Here is a 26,093-nt window from a genome sequence, read left to right as displayed (position 1 = left end):
CGAGTCAGCCGCGGCCGTCGATGAAGGCGACGAGTTCGTCCACGTACCGCTCGGGGTGGGTGAGGTGGGGGACGTGCCCGTCGCCCGGCAGGGCCCTGACCCGTGCCTGGGGGAGCGCGGCCGCGAGGGCGGCCACGATGGCGGGGAACCACGGCAGGCCCTCGGCGCCCGTGGTCAGCAGCGCGGGCCCCCGGTAGGCGGCGAGGCGGGTCAGGTCGAGCGCGGCCCAGCCGGGGTCGGCCTGTTCGTCCGCGAAGGTGGGGGCGTGGGCGATGAAGGACGCGCGGATCGGTTCCGGAATCCTGTCCCACTCCCCCGGCCCGGAGGCGACCTCCTCCACGAACCGGCGTGCGCCGCCGGGTGCGTCGCCCGCGCGCAGGGCCGCGAGGATGCCGTCGACGCTGCCCTGCGTGGCCCGCATCAGCGGCCGCAGTTCCGGGTCGTCGGCCACGACGCCCATCAGCGGGGGCTCGTGGGCCGCGAGCGTACGGAACAGCCCGGGCCGGCGGACGGCCAGGCCGAGGGCGGTGGCCCCGCCGAAGGAGTTCCCGGCGACGTGCGCCGGGGCGAGCCCCAGGGCCTCGATCAGCCCCGCGAGATCCTCCTCGTCCTGGGTCCGGCTGCCCTGCCCCGGCGGGCAGGTGCTCCGGCCGTGGCCCCGGCGGTCGTAGACCAGTACCCGGTACGACTGCGCGAGGCGCGGGACGACCCGCTTCCAGTTGCGGTGGTCGACCCAGGATCCGTGGACCAGTACGAGCGGCTCGCCCTCACCCAGGAGCTCGTAGAAGAGGTCGACGCCGTTGACGCGCGCCCGCGGCATGTTTCCGAGTCCCCTCGTCCGGGCCGGCGGCTGCCCGCCCCGCGCCGGGAGACCTACCGCGCGGGCGCGGCGGGCAACCTCCGGGCCCGGAAGGTCACGCGTGCGGGGCCGGCGGGGCCTGCGCCGCCCCCGACGCCTCCGCCGCGCGGAGCCGGCGGTCCTCGGCGTCGATGGGGACGTCGTTGATGCTGGCCTCCCGGCGGCGCATGAGGCCGTCGTCGTCGAACTCCCACTGCTCGTTGCCGTGGCTGCGCCACCACTGGCCCGCACTGTCGTGCCACTCGTACTCGAACCGGACCGAGATCCGGTTCCCGGTGTACGCCCAGAGCTCCTTGCGGAGCCGGTAGTCCAGCTCGCGCTGCCACTTGTCGGCGAGGAACGCGCGGATCTCGGAGCGGCCGGTCAGGAAGCGGTCGCGGTTGCGCCAGACGGAGTCCTCGGTATAGGCGAGCGCGACACGGTCGGGATCGCGGCTGTTCCAGGCGTCCTCGGCGGCCTGCACTTTGGCGCGGGCGCTCTCCTCGGTGAAGGGCGGCAGGGGCGGGCGGGATGTGGCGGCGGCAGCGGTCATGGCTCGGCCCTCTCGGAAAGGGGATGGAGAACGATCGTTCTCCCGACTCGCGGCCCACCCTAGAGAACGCCCGTTCTCCAGGCAAGGGGATCTGGACTACGCTGCCCCCATGGACGACGAAGAGGCCCGCACCCGGCTGCTCGACGCGGCGGAGGCGCTGTTCTACGCCGACGGCATCCAGGCCGTCGGCATGGACCGCATCCGCGCGGAGTCCGGCGTGCCCCTCAAGCGGCTCTACCGACTCTTCCCCGCCAAGGAAGCCCTGGTCACGGCCTACCTGGAGCGGCGCGACCGACGCTGGACGGCAAGCCTGCGCGCGGCGGTGACGGGCGCCCCGGATCCGGTGGCGGCCGTCTTCGACTGGCTGGCGGCCTGGTTCTCGGAGCCGGACTTCCGGGGCTGCGCGTTCCTCAACGCCCACGGCGAACTCGGCACCGGGCCCGAGGCGGTCCTGCACGTGGTCCGCCGCCACAAGGCGGAGCTGCGGTCCCTCCTGGCCGACCTGACCGGCCGCACCGACCCCACCGACCCGGCCGGCCCCTCCGCCCCGGACAACTGCCCCCTGGCGGAGCAACTGCTGCTCCTGGTCGAGGGCGCCACCGCGGTGGCGGCCCTCGACCCCGGCCCCGCCCCGGCCCACCGGGCCCGCGAGGCGGCGGCCGTACTCGTGGCCGCGGCTACTGACCGCTCCCGCGCGGGAAGGTGATCTCGACGCGGCGGTTCTTCTTGCGGCCCTCTTCGGTGCCGTTGTCCGCGATCGGGTAGTCCTCGCTGTATCCCCGGACGTCGAAGATGACGCCGGGGTTGGTCACCGTCTTCACCAGCTCCGCCTGCACGGCATCGGCCCGCTGCTTGGACAGCTCCTTGCCGTGCTCGTAGCTGCCCTGGTCGTCGGTGAACCCGAAGACCCGCACGCGGGTCGCCTTCTGCTGGTTGATCTCGTTGGCGATGGCCTGTATCCGGGCGGCCGCCTGGGCGTTGAACACCGCGCTGTTCTCGGGGAACAGCACCTCGGACTGCAGCGCCATCATGACGGTCTGGTTGGTCTCCTGCCGCCGCTGCTCACCCCCGAGATCCTCGACGACCTCGGCGATGTCGAGCACCTTGATGGGCGCGAGGGTCCCGCCCTGAGGGATCTTCAGCCCGGGTGAGTTCGAGTCGATGGCCACGGGCGCGGCGGCGGACGGCTCGGTGCCGGGGGGCACGGACGGCTTGACGTCGTCGGCGTGGGCGCTGGTCGCGCCGATGAAGTGGGCGCCGGCGACGACGAGGCCGACGACGGCGGTGGCTGCGGATACGCGGTGGCGTTTGGTCATGGGATCACCCGGAGATTTTGATGGTCGCCGTGGCGAAGGTGGGGAGGTTGAATTCCACTTCGGAGGTGTTTGCGGGTGGAGCCGGGAACTGGACGAACATGGGGACGACTTGGCCCGCGCCAACGCTGGAGACCCCGGTGGTGCACAAGCACCTGCCATCAGTGTCGCGTAGTACGTAGTACCGCTTCTTGGCCACCTTGTCGACCAATGTCGCGCCCGCCACGGATTCGCCGCTCTGAGTCAGTTCATTGCCTCGCCACGCTGAGGTACCCGCGAACGACTGACTTCCGTTGTTCTTGATCTGCCCATTGATCGTGAGGAATCCCCCAGCTTCTCGCGTCGCCGAATTGATGACGAGAGCCATACCGTTCGCTCCCTCCACAGTGGCAATCACCTCAGCCGGGGGAGAGCTCTGACCACTGGAAGGTGAAGGCGTCTTCGAGTTGCCGTCTTGAGCCGGCGGAGAGGAGGACTTCTGCGATTCCTTGGACTTGGCGTCATCGCCGCTGCCGCATCCGGCCAGCGTAAGGGCCAAGGCAGCCGCAACCACTACGACCGTTCCCCCACGGACACTAGCCCCTTGCCGAATGCTCATCTAAGCGGGTTCCTTGTCTCTCGTTCGATGTCAGTTAGCCAGTCGCACACTGAAGAGTTTCCTCGCCAGCTGCGGCAACGGGCCGGGTTTCGAAGGGTCGAACACGAGCGGTCCGCCTCCCTTGCAGATGAAGGCGACGGACGCAGGTATCCCCGCACCGGTTTCTCCCGGTGCGGGCGTCGCGCTTGGCGTCGGGGTCGGGGTCGGCTCGGAACCCCCGAGAGTGCAGCGCGGTTCAATCACAGCCGTTGCTGTGGCCGACCCATGCATGCTCTCCGTACCCGGAATGACCGAGCTCCCGACTGTTCCGTCAGTGGTCACCTTGACCGTGAATTCCGGGATGGCAGGTTCGCATGCTGCAGTCGCGGCGTTCAATGCCGCGAACTCAACTGCCTTCGCGCAGGCCCCCTTACCGTCGAGGCGATCACCCTTGAGGATCTCCTCCCAGTCTGCCGGCTTGAGGTCGAGCAGGTTACGGCCCGAGAGAACGTTGTCCCTGGCTTCACGAGCGGCCGCAAGTGCCGCTGCGTCGGCTGCTCCCTGAGCACCGCTGCGGGTGGTTCCAGCCATTCCGACGACGAAGAAGGCGAGTGCAGCAAAAAGCAGGCCTGCCACCACCACGACATAGATGGGGAAGGCCTGCCCTCGATCGGCCAACCGTCCGACTGCGGTCACTTGCCCGCTTTGATGTCCGTGACTGCCTGCTTGATCTTGGTGGTGATCTCGGTACCGATTCCGGTGCCGATGATCGCGCCGATGATCACCACGACCACCAGGATGATGCCCAGGTACTCGAAGGCCGTCTGGCCGCGATCCGGGCTCGCGTAGCGCTTGCGCATCCGCGTCACAGCCGTGTCCGTCCAGCCGCTCACGCTGAGCTTCGTCTGCACCATGGCCTTCAGCAGCGTGTTGTGTGACATGGGGGTTCCCTCCCGGTCGGGTGCCGCTGTCGATTTGCGGACCGTACGGGGAGTTACGGGTGATAACCAAGGGTCCCGGGGCCCAATTACGGGCCCACTGCGCAGAGTGTCTACCCATGGCCGGTCACCCCTGGACGGGCGGTTCCCAGCCAGTGGGCTATGGCCTCGCTGCGGGTGGTGGTCTGGAGCTTCGCGAAGATGCGGTTGATGTGGTTCTTGACCGTCTTCTCGCTGATGAAGCAGGTGGCCGCGATCTGCTGGTTGCTCATCCCGGATGCGATCAGATCCATGACCTCCTCCTCACGTGAACTCAGCCCGAACGCGATGTGGTTGGGAAGGCGCTGAGAAGACTGTGCCACAACTCGTTGCGGTTGCGAAGAGGTACGGAGTTCCGCGAGGAGGGCGTTCGCCGCCGTCGGGGTGAAGTGGGCGCGGCCCGCGTGGACGTCTCGGACCGCGGTGACCAGGAGGTCCGGCGTGAATTCGCCGTGGACCAGGTAGCCGCCCGCGCCCAGCAGCAGGGCCTCGCGGACGATTTCCGACTCCTGGCTGTACGTCAGCATCAGTACGGGCGACAGCCGCACCAGGTGCGGCAGCGCCGAGATGCCGTCCACCCCCGGCATCCGGACGTCGAGGAGGACCACGTCCGGGGCGTGGGTCCGGGTCAGCCGCAGGGCCTCGCGGCCGTCCGCCGCCTCGGCGACGACCTCGATGTCCCCGGCCGTCGCCAGCAGGGCCGAGAGACCCGCCCGGACGACCGGGTTGTCGTCGGCGATCAGGACGCGGAGCGCGGGCATCACAGGCTCCCGAGGGGGAAGTCGAGGCGGACCTGGGTCCCGGGGCCGGTGTCAGGGGGGCCGATGCGCAGGCGGGCTCCGATCGCCGCGGCGCGTTCCGTCATGCCGAGCAGCCCGAAGTGGCCCGCGGCGTGCAGGGAGGAGAGGTCGGCGCCGCCCGGCGGGAGGCCGCGGCCGTCGTCCGTGACCGTGAGGGTCAGGGCCGCGGGCGAGGCCGCCGCCAAGACCTCGATGCGGGACGCGGACGCGTGGCGGCGGGCGTTCTCCAGGGCTTCCGAGGCCACCGCCACCAGGTGGCGGGCCACCGCGGCCGGGAGGAGGGGGAGGACCCCGCTCGTACGAAGGACCGTGCCCGGGCCGGCGTCGACGAGGGCGCGGAGTTCCGGTGCCAGCCGGACGCCCGGGGCCTCCAGGTCGGCGCGCAGGTCCCCCAGCAGTTCCCGGGACTGTGCCGCGGCCCGGCGGGCGGCTTCGGCCACCGCCTCCGCCTGGCTGCGGATGGCCGCCGGGTCGGAGGTGCGGGACAGGGCGTCGGCCGCGAGGGCCAGGCCGTGCAGGGTCTTGGAGACGGAGTCGTGCATCTCCCGGGCCAGGTGGTCCCGTTCGGCCCGCACCGCTTCGGCCGCGGCCAGCCGGGCCCGGGTCTCGGTCAGGGCCTGGCTGGCCGTACCGAAGCGGAACAGGAGGTCCCGCAGGCAGGATCCCGCCGCCCCCGCCAGCAGGCAGAGGCCGGACAGGGTCGGGCCGCCCGCCAGGGCCGCGACCACGGCCGCCTGCGCGGCCGCGTACACCGCCGAGCCGCGCCAGCCGTAGACCAGGCCGGCCAGCAGCGGGGTGCACAGGGAGACGAAGCCGAGCGGGGACTGGGGCGTGGCGGTGACGAGCAGCAGCGCGCCGGGCGCCATGTCCAGGGCCAGCAGCCAGCGGTGGCGCAGCAGCAGCGGCCCGAACCGCTCCCAGTCGCGGAACAGGACGTACGACAGCATGAAGGTCAGCAGGGCCGCGCCGCCGACGAGGTACACGGGCCCGCCGGGCGCCGTGCGGCCGAGCGCCAGCGGCGTGCCCAGGCCGATCATCACCAGCCGGAACCCGAAGACCTGGCGGCACAGGGCCTGCAGCGCGTTCACCTGGAGGCTCAGGGAGGGTACGGCGGGTACGGCGGGCGCGGCGGGTACGGCGGGCGCGGCGGGACGGCCGACGCCGTCGACGCGGCCGGCGCCGTCGACGCGGCCGGCGCCGTCGACGCGGCCGGCGCCGTCGACGCGGCCTGCGCGGTCCGCGACCGCCGGGAGCCCGAGGCTGACGGCCATGGCTCACCCGCCCCCGAACATGGCGCCGAAGTCGATGTTCGCGCCGTACACGAACCCGCAGACGAGCAGGATCAGCGTGCCGGGCAGCATGAACATGGTGACGGCGAAGGTGGCCTTCGGGACGGCCCGGGCGGCCCGGCGGCGGGCGTTCTGGGCGTCGGTGCGGCGCATGTCCTCGGCGATCGCGATCAGGGTCTCGACGATCGGGGAGCCCAGTTCCTCGCCCTGCTGGAGCGCGGTCACGAACTGCGCGACCTGCTCCGAGTCGTTGCGCCGGCGCAGTTCGTCGAAGGCCTGGCGGCGGCTGACACCCATGTCCATCTGCTGGAGGGTGATGCGGATCTCGTCGGACCACGGTCCGTCGTACTTGCCCGCCACCCGCTCCAGCGCCTGCCGGAAGCCCAGGCCGGCGCTCACCACGACCGCGAGGACGTCCAGGAAGTCCGGCAGCGTCCGCTCGATGTGGTCCCGCCGCACCCGGATCGCGGACCACAGGCCCGCCTCGATCCAGAAGAGTCCGAACGCGACCATCAGCAGGGCCGGTACCAGCTGGTCGTTCAGCAGCAGCGAGAAGGCGCCGAGCCCGCCCAGGAAGGCGTACACGGCCCGCCGGGCCGCGTAGCGGTCGATGGTGAGGCCGGCCGGGTTGCCGGCCATGTCGATCTGGCGGCGTTTGCGCGCGACGCGTTCCTGGCCCATCAGCCGCAGCACCAGCGGGGCCCAGCGGATGCCCAGGCGGTCGACGAGCGAGCCGACGGCGGTCGTACGGGTGGCGCCGACCTCCAGGGCCAGGACGAGGTCGCTCGGGAGTTTCACGTCGGCCCGGTAGAGGCGGATCCCGTACAGGGCGCCGAAGACGGACAGGCCGAGGGCCAGGGCGAGGAGGAGCGCGGTCATGGTCAGCCCCCTCAGACGTCGATCTTCGACAGGCGGCGGATGAGGATGAAGCCCAGCGCGAAGAGGCCGAGGGCGACGAGGACGGCCGTCTGGCCGATCAGCGCCCCCGTCATCCGGTCCAGCGCGCCCGGCATCATCATGTCCACCAGCAGCAGCGAGCCGAGCCCGATGGCCGGCACCAGGTACGCCGTCACCGTCACCTGCGAGAGCTGCGTACGGATCTCCCTGCGCGTCTCCTTGCGCTGCTCCAGCGTCACCGTCAGGTTGCGCAGGCTGCCCACGATCGCGCCGCCCGCCCGGGCCGACAGGACCAGGGTGGAGACCAGGACCACGAGTTCCCGCGACGGGAGGCGTTCGGTGAGCTCGCCCAGGGACTCCTCGATGGAGTGCCCGACGGCGAGCCGGTCGGCGACCCGCCCGAGCTCCTCGCCCGCCGGGGCCTCCAGTTCCTCGGCCGCTATCCCGATGGCCGTACGCAGGGCCAGGCCGGCCTGGGTGGCGTTGGCGAGGATGCGCGCCAGTTCGGGGAGCTGGTTGATGAACCGCTCCGTACGGCGGGTCCGCTGCCAGTTCAGGAAGGCGTTGGCCGCCCAGACGCCGATCAGGCCGGCCACCGGGCCGAAGAAGGGGGCCAGGAAGGACGCGGAGACCAGCCAGACCCCGGCCACGGCCATCAGCCCGTAGACGAAGAACTCGCCCGGGGTGAGGTCCAGGCCCGTCGTCGCCAGCTTGATCTCGATGCGGCGGCCCAGCCGGGTGCGGCGCAGCCGGCGGTCGATCTCCGGGAAGCGGCGTCTGCGCCCCACGGGTTCGGGGGCGCCGCTCGCGGAGAGGCGGTCGATGAGCGCGGCACGCTGGGCGCGGCCCGCGGCGTAGGCGTGTACGCCCCAGACCACGAGCAGGCAGGCCAGGAGCGTGGCGCCGAGGGTGAGGAGGATCAGTGGGTTCACAGGATGGTCCGGGTGGTCCGAGCGGTCCGGGTGGCGAGCTGGTCGTCCGACATGGCGACCCCGAAGGCCTGCGGGATCGGCTGGTTGTTCATGTAGAGCCGGTCCGCGATGCGGCGGGGCAGCGGGTAGTACTCGAAGTAGCCGCGGATCCGGCCGTCCGCCCCCATCGGCTGCGCCGCGAAGCGGCACACGGTGGTGATCCGGAACGGCTCGCGGCCGTGCGAGTCGAGGATGGAGATCTCGGTGATGCGGCGCGAGCCGTCGCCGAAGCGGGTCAGCTGGACGACGACGTTCACGGCGCTGTTGATCTGGTCCTGGAGTGCTTCGAAGGGGATCTCCACCTCGGACATGGAGGCCAGGGTCTGGAGGCGCATCAGGGCGTCCTCCGAGCTGTTGGCGTGCACGGTGGCCAGGGAGCCGTCGTGGCCGGTGGACATCGCCTGGAGCATGTCGAGCGTCTCGCCGCCGCGGACCTCGCCGACGATGATGCGGTCGGGGCGCATGCGCAGGGAGTTGCGTACGAGGTCGCGGATGGTGATCCGTCCGCTGCCCTCCACGTTCGCCGGCCGGGATTCGAGCCGGATGACGTGCGCCTGCTGGAGCTGGAGTTCCGCGGAGTCCTCGATGGTGATGATGCGCTCGCCCTCCGGGATCAGGCCGGAGAGGGCGTTGAGGAGGGTGGTCTTGCCGGTGCCGGTGGCGCCGGAGACGATCACGTTCATCTTCGCCTGGACCAGGCCGGAGAGCAGGAGCAGCATCTGCTCGTCCAGGGAGCCGAGGCTGATCATCTCGTGCAGGGTGAACGCGCGCGGGAAGCGGCGGATGGTGAGGGTGGCGCCGGTGAGGGAGAGCGGCGGGATGATGACGTTGACGCGCTCGCCGCTGGGCAGCCGGGCGTCGACCATCGGATTGGCCTCGTCCACCCGGCGGTTGACGGTGGACACGATCCGCTCGATGGTCTGCATCAGCTGTTCGTGCGAGGCGAAGCGCAGCGGGAGCTGCTCGACGCGGCCGGCCCGCTCGACGAAGATCTGATCGGGTCCGTTGACCATGATCTCGGAGATGGACGGGTCTTCGAGGAGCGGTTCGAGCACGCCGAGCCCGAGGGCTTCGTCGACGACGCGGCGGATCAGCTGGGCGCGTTCGACGGTGGACAGGACCGGGCCCTCGCGGCTGATGATGTGCCCGAGTACGCGTTCCAGGCGCGCCCGGCGCTCGGTGGGCGCGAGCGCGGACATCTCGGCGAGGTCGATCTCCTCCAGCAGCTTGGCGCGGTACGAGGAGACCAGCCGGCCGTCCTCCCGCGGGCTGTGGCGGTCGTCGGGGGTGTTGACCCGGGAACGCAGGCTCATGGTCCGGTCACCTCGGGGTCGTCGTTGGGCATGATCGCGGTGGCCGTGGCGGGGTCGACGCTGAGTCCGGGCACGATGGACTTGACCGGGATGCTGACCCGCGCGGTGACGGCGTCGGCGGTCGACGACACCGCCACCGTCGCTCCGAGGCCCGGTTTCACCGCCGCCTCGCCGGCCGCCGCCCCGGCTCCCGGCTTGCGGGCCTCCACGCGCGCGGCCGTACGGGCCGCGGTCTGCGCCTGCTGGTGGACGTACGCGACCCAGCCGAGCTGGATGCCGCACAGCGCGACGAAGAGCAGGATCGGGATGAACCCGATGTACTCCAGGGCCACCTGGCCCCGGTCGCGGTCACGGTGCCGGTTCACGTCAGTCCTCCTTCTCCAGCGCGGAGCCGCCCTCGCCCGTGATGGGGACGCCGATGTCGAGCCCCGGGAAGAAGACGGGGATGTTGAGCTTGACGGTGGCCTTGTAGATGTCGCCCGACGCGCCGCACTCCGACGTCATGTTCCAGGCGCCGCCGATGTACTTGCCCGCCGCCGCCGCGCAGGGGCCGTCGCCGTGCACCGCCCCCACCCGCGCCGCCTCGTCCGCCGCGTTGCCCGCCAGCGAGAAGGCGTACCCGATCAGTACGCACTCCCACACCGCCGCCACGAGCAGCAGGATCAGCGGCACCATCCCGACGAACTCGACCGCCACCTGGCCCCGGTCCCGGTCCTGGCCCCGGTCCCGCCCCCGTACGGATCTCCGCGCGGGCATCCGTCAGCCCTCCCGGCCCCGGCGCAGCCGGGCCATGGGCCCGGCCGCCCGTACCGCCAGTGCCGCGCCCGTGCCCGCGCCCGCCGGATCGCCCTGGGCGGCGGTGGCGGGGGCCGCGAGCAGTCCCAGTTCCGCCGCCAGGGTCCACAGGGCCTGCTTCACCGTCGAGCGGTTGTCGAGGTCCTGGACCCGGCCCGCGTCGACCACCGCCTGGAGTTCCTTGAAGGCGGCCGGGACCGGGGTGCGGGTGGGGCGCGTCCTGGTGATCTTCTCGATCAGCGCGGGCTGGATCTCGGTGTGCTTGCTCCAGCGGTTGACGACCATCGCGGTGTCCTCGGCCTTGCGCACCTGGAGGCGTTCCCACATCCGGACCATCCGCTTGGCCGCCCGTACGGAGACCACGTCGGGGGTGGTGACCAGGACGGCCACGTCCGCCATCTCCACGGCGGCGGCGTTGGCCCCGGTCACCTGGGTCCCGCAGTCGATGACGACGAGCTCGTAGCGGGCGCGCAGCGCGGTGACGACGTGCCGGGCGGCGCGTTCGTCGACCTCCTCGCCGCGTTCGCCGTCCGCCGGGGCCAGCAGGAGGGCCAGCCCGGTGCGGTCGTCGTACACGGCGTCCTGGAGGACGCGCGGGGAGATGTCCTGGATCCCGGCGAGGTCGGCGATGGAGCGGCGGAACTGCACGTCGAGGTACGAGCCCACGTCGCCCGCCTGGAGGTCCATGTCCACGAGGGCCGTGCGCCGCCCGGAGGCGGCCGCGGCCAGCGCGAACTGCACCGCCGTGAAGGTGGTCCCGACACCGCCCTTGGCTCCGGCGACGGTGACGACCCGGCCCCCGGGGCCGGTGGGCAGCTCGGGGCCGCGGCCCAGGTGGCGGCGTACGCCCACGGCCCACTGGGCGGCAGCCTGGACGCGGGCGGCGAGCTCCTCGTACGCGAGCGGCAGCACGATCAGGCCGCGGGCTCCGGAGTCCATCGCGGCGGCGAAGAATCCGGGTCCCGCGTCGGAGGAGACCAGCACCACGCCCACCGCCGGGAAGCGGAGGGCGACTTCGCGGATGAGTTCGAGCGCGGGCAGCGGGCCGATCCGCTCGTGGACGAGGACCACTTCGGGCAGTTCGTCGATGGACTCCGCGGCCAGGCGCGCGAGGGTGTCGAGCAGCGCGGTGGAGTCGGGGACGGGCCCGGCCGGCTCGGCGTCCGGGAGCTGGCTGAGGAGGGTGGAGATGGCGCGGGCGGCGTCCGGGTCGCCGGACGCGGGGAGGATTCGGGTGCTCATCCGGGCCTCACTTGTCCCCGTCGAGGGTGTACGTGCGGTCGCTCGGGCTGGGCGCCGAGTCGGTGCCGGGGGCCACCAGGGCCAGGCGTACGTGCTCCGCGAAGGACTCCGCGTAGGCGACGCGCTGGGTGTCCTTGGTGTTCAGCGCGAACGTGATCGGGACGGCCTCGGCCGGGCCCTTCTTGTCGCTGTCCTTGTCGAGCGCGGTGAGCTTGCCGACGCCGAGGACCCGGGCGTTGGCGACGATGATCACCGATCGGGAGGGGTCGGTGTCCTTGGCCCCCTTGAAGGTGGCGATGATGTTGACCTTCGCGCCCGAGGTGATCTTGCCCGCGACGCCCGTGGCCGCGTCGATCATGATGGCGATCTCCTGCTCCCCGGCCTGCAGCTGCGGTTTGTCGACGAACATGTCCGCCTGGAGCAGCGAGCCCCTCTTGAGGGTGGTGAGCGCGATCTTGCCCTTGAGCGCGCCGAGGTCGGTGACCGCGGTCTCGGACAGCCACCGCTTGGGGACCGTGACCTCCTCGAACTGGCCCGCCGTGAGCGCGCTGTACGGCGCGATGTCGCCCTTCACGCGGTAGGCGACGACCTCGGCACCGACCTTGGAGTTGACGTCGCCGATCACCACGAGCACCCCGGCGAACGCCGCGAGGGCGCACAGGACCGACAGGAGCAGGAGGATGACGCCGCGGCGCTGGCGTGAGTTCATGGGCCGTACTACCTCGCCGTTCTTCGTTCGTTCGGGCCGGTGGTCAGGGTCTGGAACGGGACTGCGCGGCCGCGGGCGGCGGTGCGGTCAGCGGTGCGGAGCAGAAGCCGCAGCGGTCGCCGATGAGCTCGAAGCCGCACCAGCGGCATTCCTCGCGGCGGACCGAGGCGACGAGTTGGTAGAGCACGGACACGTCCGGGATGGCGGCGGCGAACTCGACGAGCTTCGGCGTGGCCCACCAGGCGGGCGAGTCGGCCGGCAGCGGGTTCTCCATGACCCCCTGCACCTGCCAGGCGGGGGCCAGTTCGGCCGCCACCCAGTCGGAGGCGAGCTGCCCGCGGGCGAAGGTGAGGTGGGTGGCGAAGCCGGGACCCGCGGGCAGTCCGCCGGCCGATCCGCCGCCGCTGTGGGCGCCCGAGGACCCGGCGGAGGCGCCCAGCTTGACCAGGTGCGGGGTGGGGTGGGCGAGTACGGCGAACTGCGCGCTCGGCGACCAGGACCGGGCGTGCGCCTTGAGCCCGACCGGCACCCGGTCGAGCTTGGCGACGCTGCCCAGCAGGGCGCCCGCGTAGATGTAGTGGGGCAGCAGCCGGGCGGCGGAGGCGAGCACTCCGGGGCTGAAGTCGCAGACGCTGAGCTGGCGCAGCTGACGCACCAGCAGGGCCGTCCCCAGCGGAGGCAGGTCGATGTCGAGGAGCGCGATCCGGTCGGTTTCCAGGATGGCCCGAACGGTGTGCAACCGACGCCTGGTGGCGGGCGGGAGCCAGGGCGGTACGACGACGACGAGGTGGCCGTGCCGCTCCAGCAGGGCGGTGGTCTCGGCGAGCGCGCCGTCCAGGTCGATCCGGCCGGGCGGGCGCAGCAGGGCGGCGGAGGGGGTGTGCCGGTCGGGGGCCGGCAGCACCAGATCGGCAGTGGTGACAGCAATGGCGGTCGGCACGCGAATCCCCCCGTTCACCCTGTACGCCACGGTCGTTCGCACGCCCGCCACGTAGTCCCCAAGTACGCGCACGCACTGCGCGACCGCAAACGATCCGTGCAGCTCCCCCTTGCCTCAGCACCATATCCGCGTCCCCCCTGACAGGGCAGGGGCTTGTGGATTCCCGTGCCACGACCACAGGTCACAGGTGGCCAAAAACCCGGACAACAGGGATCGGCACACGACCGGAATACCGCGCATTTCAAGCCACTTTGCAAAGACCCTTGACACGGAGATTGGTCTGGACCAACTTGGCTGCCGGGTACCCCACTTACCCCTGCCACGCCCTTCACAGCCCCTTCTCCCCCCCACCGGAGCCTTCGTGAACCGCATACGCTCCCTCGCCCTGCTGGGCGCCGCCACCCTCACCGCCGGCGGCCTGACCGCCCTCGCCGCCGGTACCGCGCAAGCCGCCGACGTCAACGTCGCCCGCAACGGAGGCTTCGAGTCCGGTCTCGCCGCCTGGTCCTGCACCGGCGGCAGCGGGGCCGCCGTCTCCTCACCGGTCTTCGCGGGCTCCGGCGCCCTCAAGGCCACCCCGGCGGGCCAGGACAACGCGCAGTGCAGCCAGACCGTCACGGTCAAGCCGAATTCCACGTACACGCTGAGCACCCAGGTGCAGGGCTCGTACGTCTACCTGGGCGCGACCGGCACCGGCACCCAGGACGTGTCCACCTGGACCCCCGGCTCGGGCGGCGGCTGGCAGAAGCTGTCGACCACCTTCTCCACCGGCCCGGACACCACGCAGGTCACCGTCTGGACGCACGGCTGGTACGGCCAGCCGGCCTACATCGTGGACGAGTTCAGCGTCTTCGGCCCGGACGGCGGCGGCACGGACCCGGGCCCGAGCGTTCCGGGCGCGCCCGCCGGGGCCGCCGTTTCCGGCCAGAGCGCGAACGCCCTCACCCTTTCGTGGAACCCGGTCAGCGGGGCCGCCGGCTATTACGTCTATCAGGACGGCGTCCGCGTCAAGACCGTGTCCCAGGCCTCCGCGCAGATCACCGGCCTCGCCGCGGCCACCTCGTACTCCTTCCAGGTGAGCGCGTACAACGCGGCGGGCGAGGGCCCGCGGTCGGCGCCGGTGACCGGCACCACCACCGGCGGCGGCAACCCGGACCCGAACCCGGCCGTCCCCAGGCACGCCCTGACCGGCTACTGGCAGAACTTCAACAACGGCGCGACCGTGCAGAAGATCTCGGACGTCCCGGCACAGTACGACATCATCGCGGTCTCCTTCGCCGATGCCACGGCCACGCCCGGCGCCATCGCCTTCAACCTGGACTCGGCCGGACTCGGCGGCTACACGGTCGCCCAGTTCAAGGCGGACATCGCCGCGAAGAAGGCGGCCGGCAAGTCCGTCATCCTGTCGGTCGGCGGCGAGAAGGGCACCATCTCGGTCAACGACTCGACGTCCGCGAACAACCTGGCGAACTCCGCGTACGCGCTGATGCGGGAGTACGGCTTCAGCGGCATCGACATCGACCTGGAGAACGGCCTCAACCCGACCTACATGACGCAGGCGCTGCGCTCCCTGTCGGCGAAGGCGGGCCCCTCGCTCGTCATCACCATGGCCCCGCAGACGATCGACATGCAGTCCACCCAGGGCGGCTACTTCAAGACGGCGCTCAACATCAAGGACATCCTGACCGTCGTCAACATGCAGTACTACAACAGCGGCTCGATGAACGGATGCGACGGCAAGGTCTACTCCCAGGGCTCGGTGGACTTCCTGACGGCCCTGGCCTGCATCCAGCTGGAGGGCGGGCTCGACCCCTCCCAGGTGGGCATCGGCGTCCCGGCCTCCCCGAGCGGCGCGGGCAGCGGCTACGTCTCGCCGACCGTCGTGAACAACGCCCTGGACTGCCTGGCCCGGGGCACGAACTGCGGGTCCTTCAAGCCGTCGAAGACCTACCCCGCACTGCGCGGCGCGATGACCTGGTCGACCAACTGGGACGCCAAGGCGGGTAGTGCCTGGTCCAACGCGGTGGGTCCGAAGGTCCACAGCCTCCCGTAGGCGGTAGGGGTGTGAGGTGGCAGTGCGCCGGGTCATTTTGGCTGGTTTCCGATTCTTGACCCGGACATGCCACAAGAGCACGCTGTGCGCGTCCGCACGGCTACCCCACACTCCCACCCAGGAGAACGCATGCGGCTCCACAACCGCCGAAGGGCCGCCGTCACGGCGGCCCTGCTGGCGCTCGCGCTCGGCGCACCCGCCTACGGCCTGAGCGCTACGGCATCCACACCGCCCGTCCCGTCCACCTCGACCCAGGACGAGGCCATCGTCCAGTACGAGATCCAGGGCCCGTCCACGGCCGACGAGCGCACCGCCCTGCTCCGCACGGGCGTCTCCATCGACGAGGTGGACGCCCGCTCGGTCGTGGTCAGCGCCGACACCATGCAGGCCAAGGCCCTGCGCAAGCTCGGCTACACCCTGACCGCACTGCCCGGCCCGCCGGACCGCACCGAGCGGGGCGTCGCGGCCAGCCCGATGGACTTCCCCTCCGCGGACTCGAAATACCACAACTACGCCGAGGCGACCGCGGAGATCGACCAGCGCATCGCCCAGTACCCCGGGATCATGAGCAAGCAGGTGATCGGGAAGTCGTACCAGGGCCGGGACCTGATCGCGATCAAGATCAGCGACAACGTCGCCACCGACGAGGCCGAGCCCGAGGTGCTCTTCACCCACCACCAGCACGCCCGTGAGCACCTGACGGTCGAGATGGCGCTGTACCTGCTCAAGGAGTTCGGCTCCAAGTACGGCACCGACGCCCGGGTCACCAACGCCGTCAACGGCCGCGAGATCTGGATCGTCCCCGACCTGAACCCGGACGGCGGCGAGTACGACATCGCGACCGGCTCCTACCGCTCCTGGCGCAAGAACCGGCAGCCGAACTCCGGCTCCTCGTACGTAGGCACGGACCTGAACCGCAACTGGAACTACAAGTGGGGCTGCTGCGGCGGCTCCAGCAGCAGCAAGAGCTCCGAGACCTACCGCGGCGCGGCCGGCGAGTCGGCGCCCGAGGTGAAGGTCGTCGCGGACTTCGTGCGCAGCCGCGTGGTCGGCGGCAAGCAGCAGATCAAGGCCGCCATCGACTTCCACACGTACAGCCAGCTCGTCCTGTGGCCGTTCGGGTGGACGTACAACGACACCGCGCCCGGCCTGACGGCCGACGACCTCGCCGTGTACAAGAAGATCGGCACCAGCATGGCGGCCAGCAACGGCTACACGCCGGAGCAGTCGAGCGACCTGTACATCACCGACGGGACGATCGACGACTGGCTGTGGGGCAACCAGAAGATCTTCTCCTACACCTTCGAGATGTACCCGTCCGAATCGGGCGGCGGGGGCGGCTTCTACCCGCCCGACGAGGTGATCGACCGCGAGACGGCGCGCAACAAGGACGCCGTGCTCCAGCTGCTGGAGAACGCGGACTGCATGTACCGCTCCATCGGCAAGGAAGCCCAGTACTGCGTCTAGGCCGCCCGGCCCGCCGGGGCGCCCCACCGCCAGGGGGGCGCCCCGGCGGCGCGTCAGCCGAGGACGGCGAGCGCGTCGATCTCGACCAGCAGCCCGGCGGGCAGGCCCACGTACACCGTGGTCCGGGCGGCCGGGGCCTCCTTCAGCCCCTGCTCCTCGAAGTAGGCGTTGTAGAGCTCGTTCATCTCGGCGAAGTGGTCCGTGTCCGTCAGGTAGACGCGGATCATCATCACGTCGTCCCAGCCCGCACCGCCGGCCTCCAGCACGGAGCGGACGTTCTCCAGCGTCTGGAGCGTCTGCGCGCGCAGGGTCGGCCCGGCGGGCGTGGGCGGCTGCCCGTCCACGTGCGGGAGGAAGCCGACCTGGCCGGCGACCTGGAGGATGTTCCCCTTGCGCACGCCGTGCGAGAACCTCGCGGGCGGGGTGGTGTGGGTGCCGGGCGTGATGGCGGTCTTGTCGGTCACGACGTCTCCTCCTGTGCGGATCCCGGTACGGGGTCCTGTACGGGGTCCTGTACGGATCCCGGTACGGGGTCCTGTACGGAGCCGGAGCCTGAGTACTCGCGGCTGATGGTGTCGGCGGTGCGGCGCACCAGGGGCAGCAGTTCCAGCAGCGCCTCGGCGCCCACGACCACGGTGGGGGCGGAGACCGACATGGCGGCGACGACCCGCCCGTCCGGCCCGCGCACGGGCGCGCCGACGCAGTTGACGGACTCCTCGTGCCCGCCGAAGTCCGTGGCCCAGCCCTGTTCCCGTACGAGGTCCAGTTCGCGCAGGAACGCCTGCGCGTCGGGCGTGGAGCGGGCGGTGTAGGCGGGGTACTCCAGCCGGCCGGCCAGGGCCCGCCGCTCGGCCTCCGGGAGGTCGGCGAGGAGCAGCTTCGCGACGGCGGCCACCGTCAGCGGGACGGGCCTGCCGATGCGGGAGTACATGCGGACCGGGTAGCGGCTGTCGACCTTGTCCACGTACACCACCTCGTCGTCCTGGTGGAGCGCGAGGTGCACCGTGTGGCCGGTGAGCCGGTTCAGCTCGACGAGGTGCGGATGGGCGACCTCGCGGATGTCGAGGTGCTCGATGGCCTCGGCGGCGAGCGCGAACAGCCGGGCGCCGAGGCGGTAGCGGCCGTCCTGCTGCCGGTACACGAAGCCGTGTTCGTGCAGGGTCCGCAGCAGCCGCAGGGCCGTGCTCTTGTGCACGCCGAGGGACTCGGCCACCTCGCCGAGCCCGGCCGGCCCGCGGGCCAGCCCGGGCAGGATCCGCAGCGCCCGCTCCACCGATTGGCTCACGCCGTGTCCTCTCGTACCGGGCCTTCGCCGCGGCTGCGCACGGCGGCGGACGGAACCGACACCGTTGACCCGTCGTCATCCCGGATGTTAGACAGCCACAGGCACCACCCGCAACGAACGTTGCACACCACGCAACGCGAGAGGATTCCGCATGGGCAGCGAAGCAGTCCGACGGCTCGCCGACGAACCGGTCGACCACCGATTCAAGGGCCTCCCCCCGGACGCCGAGCGGGCCTCCCTCACCGTCGGGCAGCTGGCGGCCGAGCGCCGCAGCCTCCACGGCGGCGGATTCACCACCCCCGTCCTCACCCTCGACGCGGACGCGCTCGCCCACAACCTCGCCGCACTGGAGACCTACGCCCGGCGCCACCACCTCGCCTTCGCCCCGCACGGCAAGACCTGCATGGCCCCGCAGCTGTTCCAGCGGCAGCTGGACCACGGAGCCTGGGGCATCACCGCCGCCGTCCCCCACCAGGCCCGTGTGTACCGCGCCTTCGGCATCCAGCGGATCTTCCTCGCCAACGAGCTCGTCGACCCGGCCGCCCTGCACTGGGTGGCCGACGAGCTCGCCGCCGACCCCGGCTTCCGCTTCGTCTGCTACGTCGACTCCGTGCGCGGAGTACAGCTGATGGACCGCGCCCTGCGCGGCCGGCCCGCCGTCGTGGACGTCGTCGTGGAGCTCGGCGCCGGGGAAGGGGCCCGCACGGGCGCCCGCAGCGACGAGGACTGCCGCGCCGTCGCGGACGCCGTCGCACAGAGCGACACCCTGCGCCTCGTCGGCATCGCCGGCTACGAGGCCGAGGTGCCCGGCGCCGACCCGGACAGCGTGCACGCCTACCTGCGCCGGCTCACCGGCCTGGCCGCCGAGTTCGACAAGGCCGGCCGGTTCTCCTCCGACGTCGAGGAGATCGTCGTCAGCGCCGGCGGCTCCGCCTGGTTCGACGCCGTCGCCGACGTCTTCGCGCAGATCCCCGAACTCTCCCGGCCCGTCCTGAAGCTGCTGCGCTCCGGCGCGTACGTCTCCCACGACCACGGCTGGTACACCCGCCTCACCCCCTTCAACCGCGTTCCGGAGGAAGGCGGCCTGCGCCCCGCGTTCCGGCTGTGGACCCAGGTGGTCTCCCGCCCCTCCCCCACCCAGGCCTTCGTCAACGCCGGCAAGCGCGACATCGCCTACGACCTCGGACTGCCCGAGGCGGAGCTGGTGCGCGACGCGTTCGACGGGACGGAGCGCCCCGCCACCGGCGTCCGCGTGGTCAAACTGTCCGACCAGCACGCCTGGCTGGAGACCGACTCGGCGGACGACGTCCAGGTCGGCGACTGGGTGGCCCTCGGCATGTCCCACCCCTGCACCATCTTCGAGAAGTGGCCGCTGATCCCGGTCGTGGAGGCGGACGGGACGGTCACCGACTACGTCCGGACCTTCTTCTAGGCATGGACCTCGTCATCCGGGGCGCCCGCGTCGTCGACGGCACGGGCAGGCCCCCGTACACCGCCGACGTGGGCGTCCACGAGGGCCGGATCGCCGCCATCGGGAGGCTCCCGGGCGGCCGCCGGACCCTCGACGCCCACGGCCTGGCCCTCGCCCCCGGGTTCGTCGACATGCACGCCCACAGCGACCTCGCCCTGCTCCGCGACCCCGACCACAGCGCGAAGGCCGCCCAGGGCGTGACCCTGGAGGTGCTCGGCCAGGACGGCCTCTCCTACGCACCCGCCGACGAACGCACCCTGGGCGAGGTCCGGGCCGCGATCGCCGGGTGGAACGGCCCGGGCGACGACATCGACTTCGACTGGCGGGACGTCGGCGGCTACCTGGACCGCCTGGACCGGGGCGTCGCGGTCAACGCCGCCTACCTCGTCCCCCAGGGGACGGTCCGCGCGTACGCCCTCGGCTGGGACGACCGCCCGGCGACCCCCGCCGAGCTCGACCGGATGCGCACACTCGTCGCCGAAGGGCTCGCGCAGGGCGCCGTGGGGATGTCCTCCGGACTGACCTACACCCCCGGCATGTACGCCTCCGGCGCCGAACTCACCGAGCTGTGCCGGGTGCTGGCCCCGTACGGCGGCTACTACTGCCCCCACCACCGCTCGTACGGGCGCGGCGCGCTCGCCGCCTACGCCGAGATGGTCGAGATGACCCGCGAGGCCGGCTGCGCGCTCCACCTCGCCCACGCCACCATGAACTTCGACGAGAACGAGGGCCGGGCCCACGAGCTCCTCGGCCTCCTCGACGCGGCGCTGGCCGACGGCGCCGACATCACCCTCGACAGCTACCCGTACACCCCCGGCTGCACCACCCTCGTCGCCCTGCTCCCCAGCTGGGCCAACGCGGGCGGGCCCGAGGCCGTCCTCGCCCGGCTGCGCGACGACGCCGAGGCCGAGCGGATCCGGTACGCGCTGGAGGTGGAGGGCTCGGACGGCTGCCACGGGGTGCCGCTGGACTGGTCGACCATCGAGATCTCGGGCGTCGGCGACCCGGCGTTCGGGGCGTACGTCGGCACGCGCCCCGGCGGCTGGGACACGGCCCGGCGGCTGCTGCTCGGGGACCGGCTGCGGCCGACGGTCCTCCAGCACGTCGGCCACGAGGACAACGTCCGCGCGATCATGCGCCACCGGGCCCACACCGGCGGCTCCGACGGCATCCTGCAAGGCGCGAAGCCGCACCCGCGGGCCTACGGCACCTTCCCCCACTACCTCGGACACTACGTCCGCGAGCTCGGTGTGCTGTCGCTGGAGGAGTGCGTGGCCCACCTCTCCGGCCGTCCGGCGGCGCGGCTGCGGCTGCCCGACCGGGGCCTGGTGCGGGCCGGGTACCGGGCCGATCTCGTCCTGTTCGACCCGGGGACGGTCGCGGCCGGGTCCACGTACGAGGATCCGCGCGTCCTGCCGACCGGCATCCCGTACGTGCTGATCGACGGACGGTTCGTGATGCGGGACGGGCGCAGGACGGACGTCCTGGCGGGGCGCTCGGTACGGCGCACTCCACGCTCCGGCCGCTGAGGACGCACTCGGCCCGTTGGGCGATCACTTCTGACACCTACGATGGGCGACATGCTCGTTTTCGCCCCCGCTGCCGTGTTGTTCGTCGCCTTCTGCGTCAGCGTCCGGGAGGACCGCCGACGCTTCCGGAACGCCGTCCTGCTGGGGCTCACCTTCATCAGCCTGTCCCTGGCCCTGCTCTACCAGCTCAAGCACCTGCCGGACATGCTCGCCACCCTCGTCCTGCTCACGGTGTTCCTGGTGCCCGCCCTCGGGGTGGTGGCACTGGGCTGCTTCCTCGTCGCCAACGGCGTGACGATGGTCCGCAAGGAGGGCCGCAGCCTCGGCAACCTGCTGTCCCTGCTGGCCGGACTGGCGATCTTCGCGCTGCTCGCGCTGACGGCCGTCGCGATGGGGAGCGGCTCGACCAAGGTGGCCGGGATGACCGCCATGATCATCATGATCGCGGTCTACGTCTCGTTCCTCTTCCTGTGCTTCCTCGCCTACGCCTACCTCTACGGCCGGATCAAGGTCCGCGGCGACGTGGACTACGTCGTGATGCTGGGCTCCGGCCTGACCGGCGGCGACCGGGTGCCGCCCCTGCTGGCCTCCCGCCTGCGCAAGGGCATGGCGATCTACGCGGCCCAGCGCGACCGGGGCGGTGCGGTGCCGGTCCTGCTGCCCTCGGGCGGCAAGGGCTCCGACGAGAAGGTCGCCGAGGCGCGGGCGATGGCCGACTGGCTGATCGCGGCGGGCGTCCCGGCGGAGCACATCGTGCTGGAGGACCGGTCCCGGACGACGGAGGAGAACCTCTCCCTCAGCAGGACGATCATGACCGAGGCCAGGCCCGGCTACCGCTGCGTGGTGGTCACCAACAACTTCCACGCCTTCCGGGCCGCGATGATGGCCCGCAAGGCCGGGGTCAACGGGCAGGTGCTGGGCTCGCCGACGGCCGCGTACTTCTGGCCGAGCGCCACCATCCGCGAGTTCGCCGCCGTGTTCATGGAGCACCGGGCGGTCAACCTCGCCATCTGCGGCGCGCTGTTCGCCTGCGGGGTGCTGCTGACGGTGGTGGCCGGGTAGTCGGGGGCTGGGTGGCCGGTGGCCGGATGGGGCGCGCGGTGTGCCGCGGCGCCCCCCTTGGCACCACGGCACACCTGACCGGTCCGCCCCGCTACGGCCACCGGGCTACGGCCTCCCGCTACGGCCTCCCCGCTACAGCCGCTGCCACAGCGCCGGGACGTTCGGCGGCTCCCAGCCCGTCTGGGCCTGGTGGCCCTGGAGGCAGCGGTAGCCCGCCCCGCCGTACGTGACGTTCGCGCCGGCCGCGTAGACGGCGCCGGCCTTCCAGGTGCCGCCCGGCTCGGGGTCCCCGGGGCCGGGGCCCGGGTCGCCGCCGGTGACCTTGAGGGTCAGCCCGTACGTGGACAGGATCGGGTTCAGCGGCTGGAAGAACGTGGTCCCGCCGCCGGAGCAGTCACCGGAGCCGCCCGAGGTGACGCCCTGGGCCTGGCTGCCGGAGATGTAGGAGCCGCCCGAGTCGCCGGGCTCGGCGCAGACCGTCGTACGGGTCACCCCGGAGATGGTGCCCTCCGGGTACGTGACGCTGGTGTCGTGCTGCTGGACGGTCCCGCAGTGCCAGCCGGTGGTCGACCCGGACCGGCAGACGGAGGCCCCGACGGGCTGTAGAACGGAGCCGGTGACCTGGACGTTCGCCCCGCCGCTGCCCTTGACGTAGGGGGTCGAGGTCCAGCCGGCGTTCACGGCCACCCAGGCCATGTCGTTGCCGGGGAAGACCGACGCCTGGAAGGAACCCTGGGCGACCTGGTTGAACCCGCTGGTCGTGGTCCCGGCACGGCCGCAGTGGCCGGCCGTCGCGAAGCCCTGCGTGGTCCCCCTGGTGACCGGGAAGCCGACGGAGCAGCGCCCGCTGCCGTTCATGTAGTACGCGTCGCCGCCCCGCAGGTCGTAGAGCGCCCGCGGCGCCTTCCCCGCCTTCACCACGGTGACCAGCCCGGCGTCGACCCCGGTGGCCGCGAGCAGCCGGGCCGCCGCCCCGGGCTCCGCCTCCTCCACCACCACGGCGTTCGCGCGCGGGTCGACGTACCGCACCGGCGTCGCGGCGGTGGCGGCCCGGTCGAGCGCGGCCCGGGCGGAGTCGAGACCCGCCAGGGCGTGCGGAACCACCTTCGGGACCGCCCCGGAACCGCGTATGGCCCCGGCGTCGGCGGACCGCGTCGTGGCCACCGTCAGGACGCCGGCGTCGGGCCCGTCCACCCAGGCCCCGGCGAAGGCTTCACCGAGCCGCGCCCGCAGCCGGGCGGCAGTGGCCCCGGCCTCGGCCTCGTGGGCGAGCCGCGCCTTGGCCTGCGTGGGGGTCAGGCCGAGGTCGCGCTGCATCGCGGCGAGCAGCTGGGGCGGGGCGTCGGCGGTGCGCAGGGTGGCCGCGGCGGTCTGCGGCCCCTCGGCGGGGGCGCCGCCGGCGCCGGTCGTCCCGGCGAACAGCAGCCCGGCGGCGGCCAGGGCGGTACACGCCGCGCGGGCGTGTCGCTTGAGCATGGGGGATCTCCTCGGTCTCCGGAGCGGGGGGCTGGTGGAAACCGTAGAAACCCGAACAACCGCGCGGCAGCTGCCGGTTGCCCCCTCCCTCGGTGCTATGCCCGGCCGGAGCCCGGCTCGGTTCCGCGGCCGAGGTGCGTTCATGGCGATGTCGCCGCAGGATGGGGGCCAGGGGGACTGGAGGAGGTACGCGATGGACACTGAATCGGACCAGCAGCCCAAGGGGCCGGCCCACCTCTACACGGGGTCGGAGCGGCCGTTCGACCCCGAGGACCTCGTCATGGCACGCGGCCAGGAGCCGACTCCGGAGCGGCTCGAGAAGGCGCGCAAGCTGATCGAGAAGGAGGGCCCGGCGGCGCTCGAACGCTACCTTCCGTAACGGACGTTTCCCGTAGCTCACGCTCCCTTCCCCGGGGCGACCTTTCCGGGGCTCCGTCCCGGTCACACCGCGCCGCACCGCCAAGGTTCCGCCGCGGCCCGGGACGGGTACGGCGCGGTCGGCCGCGGTCCGGGACGGTGTGGCGCGGTCCGTTGCGGTCCGGGCCGGTGTAGCGCGGTCCGTCGCGGATCCAGGCTCGCGGATCCAGGCTGCGGCTCTACGGCCCGGAACCCCGCCCCGGAACCCGTTCCGAAACCCCCGCCCCGTACGCCGGCGTGGTCCAGACCCGCCGGTGTACGGGGCGGGGGCTGCGCTCGTCCGGGGCGGGGCCGCGCTCGCCCAGGGCGGGGCCGCGCTCGCCCAAGGCGGAGCCGCGCTCGCCCAAGGCGGGGGCCGACCGCGCCCGGGGCGCGGGAGCGGTATCACCCCCGGCGGACCGCGACGGTGGCCCCGGGCGCGGCAGCGGCCGCAACCCCGGTTGCGAGCCGGGGCCCGGCCCCGCCCCCGGCGGCGGTTACGACCCCGGGCCCGGCGGTCGCAGCCCCGGCTCGGGCCCCGGCTCCGGCCCCCGCCCGGGCCAGCGCGTCACCGTGCGCGGCCCTGGCGTGGGCCAGCACGGCCTCCGCCCGCGCGGCGGAAGCGGCCCCCGGGTGCCAGCCCAGCAGGTGCCGCCACACCAGCGGCGCCCCGGCCAGCGGCACCGTCACCACCCCGGGCGTCGCCGGGAACGTCGCCCGGCACAGCCCCACGGCCCGCCCCACCTGCACCAGGTGCACGCACGAAGCGGTGTCCGTCTCGTACACGCACGCCGGCGTGAACCCCGCCCGCACGCACGCCGCCGCGAAGCAGTCCCCGAAGCACCCGTCCCCCGGCACGTCCGTCCACGCCTCCGCCGCCAGCTCGGCCAGCTCCACCTCCCCGCGCAGCGCCAGCGGATGCGACTCGGCCAGCATCACGTGCACCGGATCCCGCGCCACCTCGGCCCACGCCGGCGGCTGCCCCCGCGGCGCCGGCAACGGCTCCGGCGGCGCGCTCTCCCCGCACACCCCGACCAGCGCGAAGTCCAGCCGCCCGGCCGCCACGCCCCCGGCGATCTCCCGCTCCGACCACGCCGTGTACGTGGTCACCGGCACCCCCGGCTCCGCCCTGGCCAGCCGGTCCACGAGCCCGCCCAGCAGCGGCCCGTGCGTGCCGCCGAGCCGGTAGCCGGGTGCGCCCTGCCGCGCGAACCGCACCGCCTCCTCCTGTAATCCGCACACCGCGGGCAGCACCACCCGGGCCCGCTCCAGCACCAGCTCCCCGAGCGCGGTGGCCCGTACGCCCTCCCGCCCGCGCACGAACAGATCCCCGCCCAGCGCCCGCTCGATCCGCTTCAGCTGGGTGCTCAGCGCGGGCTGCGCCAGCCCGAGCACGGTCGCGACACGCGTCAGGCTCCCCGCGTCGGCGACGGCCCTGACGATCTTGAGGTGTCTCAGCTCCAGATCCATGCCCCGAGCTTGGTTCAGACCAGCGGACGTGCGCTACGGGTCGGCCGCATCCAGAATCGATGGAGGCTCGTTAGCCGGACGGGGGCCGGAACCCGGAGGAAGCCGCCATGCAGACCGTCACCATCGACTGGGACCACCCCACCGACCCGAGACCGGGCCACGCCCTGGACCACGTACGCGACTACGTGTCCTCCGGCGGACTCGACGGCCACCTCTGGCACGGCGTCCCCACCCTCCTCCTGACCACGGTCGACCGCGCCTCCGGCCGGACCGTCCGCACCCCGCTGATCTACGCACGGGACGCCGGCCGCATCCTCGTCGTGGCCGCCGCCTCGGGCGCACCCGCACACCCGGCCTGGTACGAGAACCTCCGCGCCCACCCGGAGGTCCGCCTCCAGACCGGGGCCTTCACCTTCCAGGCGACGGCGCGTACCGCGAGCCCGCAGGAGCGGGAGATGTACTGGGAGGCGATGACGGCCCTGTGGCCGCTGTACGACGACTACCAGGCGGCCGCGGCACCCCGGGTGATCCCGGTGGTGATCCTGGAGCGGACGGGCCACGCGGGCGCGTGACCGGGGGGGCGGCGGGGACGCGGAACCCCCCCCCCCCCCCCCCCCCCCCCCCCCCCCCCCCCCCCCCCACCCCCCCCCCCCACAACCACCCCCCCCCC

28 protein-coding genes are annotated in these 26,093 nt (G+C 72.5%); 8 read left to right on the top strand and 20 right to left on the bottom strand.

The features are described 5' to 3' along the window. Nucleotides 1–4: 4 nt before the first annotated feature. Together ACZ4TG_RS26110 and ACZ4TG_RS26105 are read right to left on the bottom strand one after the other, a co-directional pair. Nucleotides 5–820 carry an alpha/beta fold hydrolase gene (locus ACZ4TG_RS26110; protein ID WP_468166900.1) on the bottom strand — a complete coding sequence of 272 codons (816 nt, stop codon included), beginning with the start codon at nt 818–820 and terminating at the stop codon, nt 5–7. A 94-nt stretch (nt 821–914) separates the two neighbouring features. Next, nucleotides 915–1,391 (bottom strand): nuclear transport factor 2 family protein, encoded by a 477-nt coding sequence (locus ACZ4TG_RS26105; RefSeq protein ID WP_468166898.1) that lies wholly within the window; start codon nt 1,389–1,391, stop codon nt 915–917. Nucleotides 1,392–1,500: 109 nt separating this feature from the next. Between ACZ4TG_RS26105 and ACZ4TG_RS26100 the strand changes: the two genes are divergently transcribed. Next, nucleotides 1,501–2,097, top strand: coding sequence for a TetR/AcrR family transcriptional regulator (locus ACZ4TG_RS26100; protein ID WP_468166896.1), 597 nt, complete (start codon nt 1,501–1,503; stop codon nt 2,095–2,097). On the opposite strand, the gene ACZ4TG_RS26095 is transcribed toward ACZ4TG_RS26100, so the two are convergent. The 14 genes from ACZ4TG_RS26095 to ACZ4TG_RS26030 all read right to left on the bottom strand — a co-directional run bounded on the left by ACZ4TG_RS26095 (nt 2,069) and on the right by ACZ4TG_RS26030 (nt 13,214). Beyond that, nucleotides 2,069–2,707, bottom strand: a complete 639-nt coding sequence (locus tag ACZ4TG_RS26095; RefSeq protein ID WP_468166894.1) for an OmpA family protein — start codon at nt 2,705–2,707, stop codon at nt 2,069–2,071. The genes ACZ4TG_RS26100 and ACZ4TG_RS26095 overlap by 29 nt on opposite strands. A 4-nt stretch (nt 2,708–2,711) precedes the next feature. Continuing rightward, complete coding sequence (locus ACZ4TG_RS26090; protein ID WP_468166892.1) at nt 2,712–3,071, bottom strand: hypothetical protein; 360 nt, start codon at nt 3,069–3,071, stop codon at nt 2,712–2,714. A 261-nt stretch (nt 3,072–3,332) separates the two neighbouring features. Next, nucleotides 3,333–3,977 (bottom strand): pilus assembly protein TadG-related protein, encoded by a 645-nt coding sequence (locus ACZ4TG_RS26085; RefSeq protein WP_468166891.1) that lies wholly within the window; start codon nt 3,975–3,977, stop codon nt 3,333–3,335. Beyond that, the gene (locus ACZ4TG_RS26080) at nt 3,974–4,222 is read right to left on the bottom strand and encodes a hypothetical protein (protein WP_468166889.1); all 249 of its coding nucleotides are present in this window, start codon (nt 4,220–4,222) and stop codon (nt 3,974–3,976) included. Before ACZ4TG_RS26080 ends, ACZ4TG_RS26085 begins: the two co-directional genes overlap by 4 nt. 110 nt (nt 4,223–4,332) lie before the next feature. Further along, on the bottom strand, nt 4,333–5,019 hold the full coding sequence (locus tag ACZ4TG_RS26075) for a response regulator (protein ID WP_468166887.1): 687 nt from the start codon (nt 5,017–5,019) through the stop codon (nt 4,333–4,335). After that, nucleotides 5,019–6,329: a sensor histidine kinase gene (locus ACZ4TG_RS26070; RefSeq protein WP_468166885.1), complete on the bottom strand. Its 1,311-nt coding sequence runs from the start codon at nt 6,327–6,329 to the stop codon at nt 5,019–5,021. Before ACZ4TG_RS26070 ends, ACZ4TG_RS26075 begins: the two co-directional genes overlap by 1 nt. Nucleotides 6,330–6,332: 3 nt before the next feature. Then, nucleotides 6,333–7,226, bottom strand: a complete 894-nt coding sequence (locus ACZ4TG_RS26065) for a DUF5936 domain-containing protein (protein WP_468166883.1) — start codon at nt 7,224–7,226, stop codon at nt 6,333–6,335. Nucleotides 7,227–7,237: 11 nt separating this feature from the next. After that, on the bottom strand, nt 7,238–8,176 hold the full coding sequence (locus ACZ4TG_RS26060; RefSeq protein ID WP_468166881.1) for a type II secretion system F family protein: 939 nt from the start codon (nt 8,174–8,176) through the stop codon (nt 7,238–7,240). Next, the gene (locus ACZ4TG_RS26055; protein WP_468166879.1) at nt 8,173–9,528 is read right to left on the bottom strand and encodes a CpaF family protein; all 1,356 of its coding nucleotides are present in this window, start codon (nt 9,526–9,528) and stop codon (nt 8,173–8,175) included. The genes ACZ4TG_RS26060 and ACZ4TG_RS26055 overlap by 4 nt, the downstream gene beginning before the upstream one ends. After that, complete coding sequence (locus tag ACZ4TG_RS26050; protein WP_468166877.1) at nt 9,525–9,893, bottom strand: TadE/TadG family type IV pilus assembly protein; 369 nt, start codon at nt 9,891–9,893, stop codon at nt 9,525–9,527. The genes ACZ4TG_RS26055 and ACZ4TG_RS26050 overlap by 4 nt, the downstream gene beginning before the upstream one ends. A 1-nt stretch (nt 9,894) precedes the next feature. Continuing rightward, the gene (locus tag ACZ4TG_RS26045; RefSeq protein ID WP_468166875.1) at nt 9,895–10,284 is read right to left on the bottom strand and encodes a TadE family protein; all 390 of its coding nucleotides are present in this window, start codon (nt 10,282–10,284) and stop codon (nt 9,895–9,897) included. A 3-nt stretch (nt 10,285–10,287) separates the two neighbouring features. After that, on the bottom strand, nt 10,288–11,565 hold the full coding sequence (locus ACZ4TG_RS26040) for an AAA family ATPase (RefSeq protein WP_468166873.1): 1,278 nt from the start codon (nt 11,563–11,565) through the stop codon (nt 10,288–10,290). 7 nt (nt 11,566–11,572) lie between these two features. Continuing rightward, on the bottom strand, nt 11,573–12,274 hold the full coding sequence (cpaB, locus tag ACZ4TG_RS26035) for a Flp pilus assembly protein CpaB (RefSeq protein ID WP_468166871.1): 702 nt from the start codon (nt 12,272–12,274) through the stop codon (nt 11,573–11,575). Nucleotides 12,275–12,317: 43 nt separating this feature from the next. After that, nucleotides 12,318–13,214 carry a hypothetical protein gene (locus ACZ4TG_RS26030; RefSeq protein WP_468166869.1) on the bottom strand — a complete coding sequence of 299 codons (897 nt, stop codon included), beginning with the start codon at nt 13,212–13,214 and terminating at the stop codon, nt 12,318–12,320. A gap of 361 nt (nt 13,215–13,575) precedes the next feature. On the opposite strand from ACZ4TG_RS26030, the gene ACZ4TG_RS26025 reads away from it, so the two are divergent. Both ACZ4TG_RS26025 and ACZ4TG_RS26020 read left to right on the top strand, forming a co-directional pair. Further along, complete coding sequence (locus ACZ4TG_RS26025; RefSeq protein ID WP_468166867.1) at nt 13,576–15,267, top strand: chitinase; 1,692 nt, start codon at nt 13,576–13,578, stop codon at nt 15,265–15,267. Between the two features lie 129 nt (nt 15,268–15,396). After that, nucleotides 15,397–16,734: a M14 family metallopeptidase gene (locus ACZ4TG_RS26020; RefSeq protein WP_468166865.1), complete on the top strand. Its 1,338-nt coding sequence runs from the start codon at nt 15,397–15,399 to the stop codon at nt 16,732–16,734. A gap of 53 nt (nt 16,735–16,787) precedes the next feature. On the opposite strand, the gene ACZ4TG_RS26015 is transcribed toward ACZ4TG_RS26020, so the two are convergent. Further along, complete coding sequence (locus ACZ4TG_RS26015) at nt 16,788–17,198, bottom strand: RidA family protein (protein WP_468166863.1); 411 nt, start codon at nt 17,196–17,198, stop codon at nt 16,788–16,790. After that, nucleotides 17,195–18,019 (bottom strand): IclR family transcriptional regulator, encoded by an 825-nt coding sequence (locus ACZ4TG_RS26010; RefSeq protein ID WP_468166861.1) that lies wholly within the window; start codon nt 18,017–18,019, stop codon nt 17,195–17,197. The genes ACZ4TG_RS26015 and ACZ4TG_RS26010 overlap by 4 nt, the downstream gene beginning before the upstream one ends. A 151-nt stretch (nt 18,020–18,170) precedes the next feature. Here ACZ4TG_RS26010 and ACZ4TG_RS26005 point away from each other — a divergent pair, with 151 nt between their 5' ends. Genes ACZ4TG_RS26005 through ACZ4TG_RS25995 form a run of 3 tightly spaced genes read left to right on the top strand, consistent with a single transcriptional unit; the run spans nt 18,171 to nt 22,081 of the window. Beyond that, the gene (locus ACZ4TG_RS26005; RefSeq protein WP_468166859.1) at nt 18,171–19,451 is read left to right on the top strand and encodes an amino acid deaminase; all 1,281 of its coding nucleotides are present in this window, start codon (nt 18,171–18,173) and stop codon (nt 19,449–19,451) included. A gap of 2 nt (nt 19,452–19,453) precedes the next feature. Next, the gene (locus ACZ4TG_RS26000) at nt 19,454–21,019 is read left to right on the top strand and encodes an N-acyl-D-amino-acid deacylase family protein (protein WP_468166857.1); all 1,566 of its coding nucleotides are present in this window, start codon (nt 19,454–19,456) and stop codon (nt 21,017–21,019) included. 51 nt (nt 21,020–21,070) lie between these two features. Beyond that, the gene (locus ACZ4TG_RS25995) at nt 21,071–22,081 is read left to right on the top strand and encodes a YdcF family protein (protein WP_468166855.1); all 1,011 of its coding nucleotides are present in this window, start codon (nt 21,071–21,073) and stop codon (nt 22,079–22,081) included. Between the two features lie 132 nt (nt 22,082–22,213). On the opposite strand, the gene ACZ4TG_RS25990 is transcribed toward ACZ4TG_RS25995, so the two are convergent. Continuing rightward, on the bottom strand, nt 22,214–23,557 hold the full coding sequence (locus tag ACZ4TG_RS25990; RefSeq protein WP_468166853.1) for a carbohydrate-binding protein: 1,344 nt from the start codon (nt 23,555–23,557) through the stop codon (nt 22,214–22,216). Between the two features lie 193 nt (nt 23,558–23,750). Here ACZ4TG_RS25990 and ACZ4TG_RS25985 point away from each other — a divergent pair, with 193 nt between their 5' ends. Then, nucleotides 23,751–23,936: a hypothetical protein gene (locus ACZ4TG_RS25985; RefSeq protein WP_468166851.1), complete on the top strand. Its 186-nt coding sequence runs from the start codon at nt 23,751–23,753 to the stop codon at nt 23,934–23,936. 422 nt (nt 23,937–24,358) lie between these two features. Here the strand turns inward: ACZ4TG_RS25985 and ACZ4TG_RS25980 are convergent, their stop codons facing one another. Further along, on the bottom strand, nt 24,359–25,423 hold the full coding sequence (locus ACZ4TG_RS25980; protein WP_468166849.1) for a LysR family transcriptional regulator: 1,065 nt from the start codon (nt 25,421–25,423) through the stop codon (nt 24,359–24,361). A gap of 107 nt (nt 25,424–25,530) precedes the next feature. Between ACZ4TG_RS25980 and ACZ4TG_RS25975 the strand changes: the two genes are divergently transcribed. After that, nucleotides 25,531–25,995, top strand: a complete 465-nt coding sequence (locus ACZ4TG_RS25975; protein ID WP_468166847.1) for a nitroreductase family deazaflavin-dependent oxidoreductase — start codon at nt 25,531–25,533, stop codon at nt 25,993–25,995. Nucleotides 25,996–26,093 lie beyond the last annotated feature (98 nt).

It is taken from the genome of Streptomyces sp. NPDC028314 (assembly GCF_055565795.1).
Note: the sequence above shows the minus strand (reverse complement) of the source record. Positions and strands in the feature narration are given on the sequence as shown.

What these genes read in the sequence shown, in the direction of transcription:
- ACZ4TG_RS26110 (WP_468166900.1), bottom strand. Translation starts at nt 820, where the DNA reads ATGCCGCGGGCGCGCGTCAACGGCGTCGACCTCTTCTACGAGCTCCTG.
- ACZ4TG_RS26105 (WP_468166898.1), bottom strand. Translation starts at nt 1,391, where the DNA reads ATGACCGCTGCCGCCGCCACATCCCGCCCGCCCCTGCCGCCCTTCACC.
- ACZ4TG_RS26100 (WP_468166896.1), top strand. Translation starts at nt 1,501, where the DNA reads ATGGACGACGAAGAGGCCCGCACCCGGCTGCTCGACGCGGCGGAGGCG.
- ACZ4TG_RS26095 (WP_468166894.1), bottom strand. Translation starts at nt 2,707, where the DNA reads ATGACCAAACGCCACCGCGTATCCGCAGCCACCGCCGTCGTCGGCCTC.
- ACZ4TG_RS26090 (WP_468166892.1), bottom strand. Translation starts at nt 3,071, where the DNA reads ATGGCTCTCGTCATCAATTCGGCGACGCGAGAAGCTGGGGGATTCCTC.
- ACZ4TG_RS26080 (WP_468166889.1), bottom strand. Translation starts at nt 4,222, where the DNA reads ATGTCACACAACACGCTGCTGAAGGCCATGGTGCAGACGAAGCTCAGC.
- ACZ4TG_RS26075 (WP_468166887.1), bottom strand. Translation starts at nt 5,019, where the DNA reads ATGCCCGCGCTCCGCGTCCTGATCGCCGACGACAACCCGGTCGTCCGG.
- ACZ4TG_RS26070 (WP_468166885.1), bottom strand. Translation starts at nt 6,329, where the DNA reads ATGGCCGTCAGCCTCGGGCTCCCGGCGGTCGCGGACCGCGCAGGCCGC.
- ACZ4TG_RS26065 (WP_468166883.1), bottom strand. Translation starts at nt 7,226, where the DNA reads ATGACCGCGCTCCTCCTCGCCCTGGCCCTCGGCCTGTCCGTCTTCGGC.
- ACZ4TG_RS26055 (WP_468166879.1), bottom strand. Translation starts at nt 9,528, where the DNA reads ATGAGCCTGCGTTCCCGGGTCAACACCCCCGACGACCGCCACAGCCCG.
- ACZ4TG_RS26045 (WP_468166875.1), bottom strand. Translation starts at nt 10,284, where the DNA reads ATGCCCGCGCGGAGATCCGTACGGGGGCGGGACCGGGGCCAGGACCGG.
- ACZ4TG_RS26040 (WP_468166873.1), bottom strand. Translation starts at nt 11,565, where the DNA reads ATGAGCACCCGAATCCTCCCCGCGTCCGGCGACCCGGACGCCGCCCGC.
- cpaB (WP_468166871.1), bottom strand. Translation starts at nt 12,274, where the DNA reads ATGAACTCACGCCAGCGCCGCGGCGTCATCCTCCTGCTCCTGTCGGTC.
- ACZ4TG_RS26020 (WP_468166865.1), top strand. Translation starts at nt 15,397, where the DNA reads ATGCGGCTCCACAACCGCCGAAGGGCCGCCGTCACGGCGGCCCTGCTG.
- ACZ4TG_RS26005 (WP_468166859.1), top strand. Translation starts at nt 18,171, where the DNA reads ATGGGCAGCGAAGCAGTCCGACGGCTCGCCGACGAACCGGTCGACCAC.
- ACZ4TG_RS26000 (WP_468166857.1), top strand. Translation starts at nt 19,454, where the DNA reads ATGGACCTCGTCATCCGGGGCGCCCGCGTCGTCGACGGCACGGGCAGG.
- ACZ4TG_RS25995 (WP_468166855.1), top strand. Translation starts at nt 21,071, where the DNA reads ATGCTCGTTTTCGCCCCCGCTGCCGTGTTGTTCGTCGCCTTCTGCGTC.
- ACZ4TG_RS25990 (WP_468166853.1), bottom strand. Translation starts at nt 23,557, where the DNA reads ATGCTCAAGCGACACGCCCGCGCGGCGTGTACCGCCCTGGCCGCCGCC.
- ACZ4TG_RS25985 (WP_468166851.1), top strand. Translation starts at nt 23,751, where the DNA reads ATGGACACTGAATCGGACCAGCAGCCCAAGGGGCCGGCCCACCTCTAC.
- ACZ4TG_RS25980 (WP_468166849.1), bottom strand. Translation starts at nt 25,423, where the DNA reads ATGGATCTGGAGCTGAGACACCTCAAGATCGTCAGGGCCGTCGCCGAC.
- ACZ4TG_RS25975 (WP_468166847.1), top strand. Translation starts at nt 25,531, where the DNA reads ATGCAGACCGTCACCATCGACTGGGACCACCCCACCGACCCGAGACCG.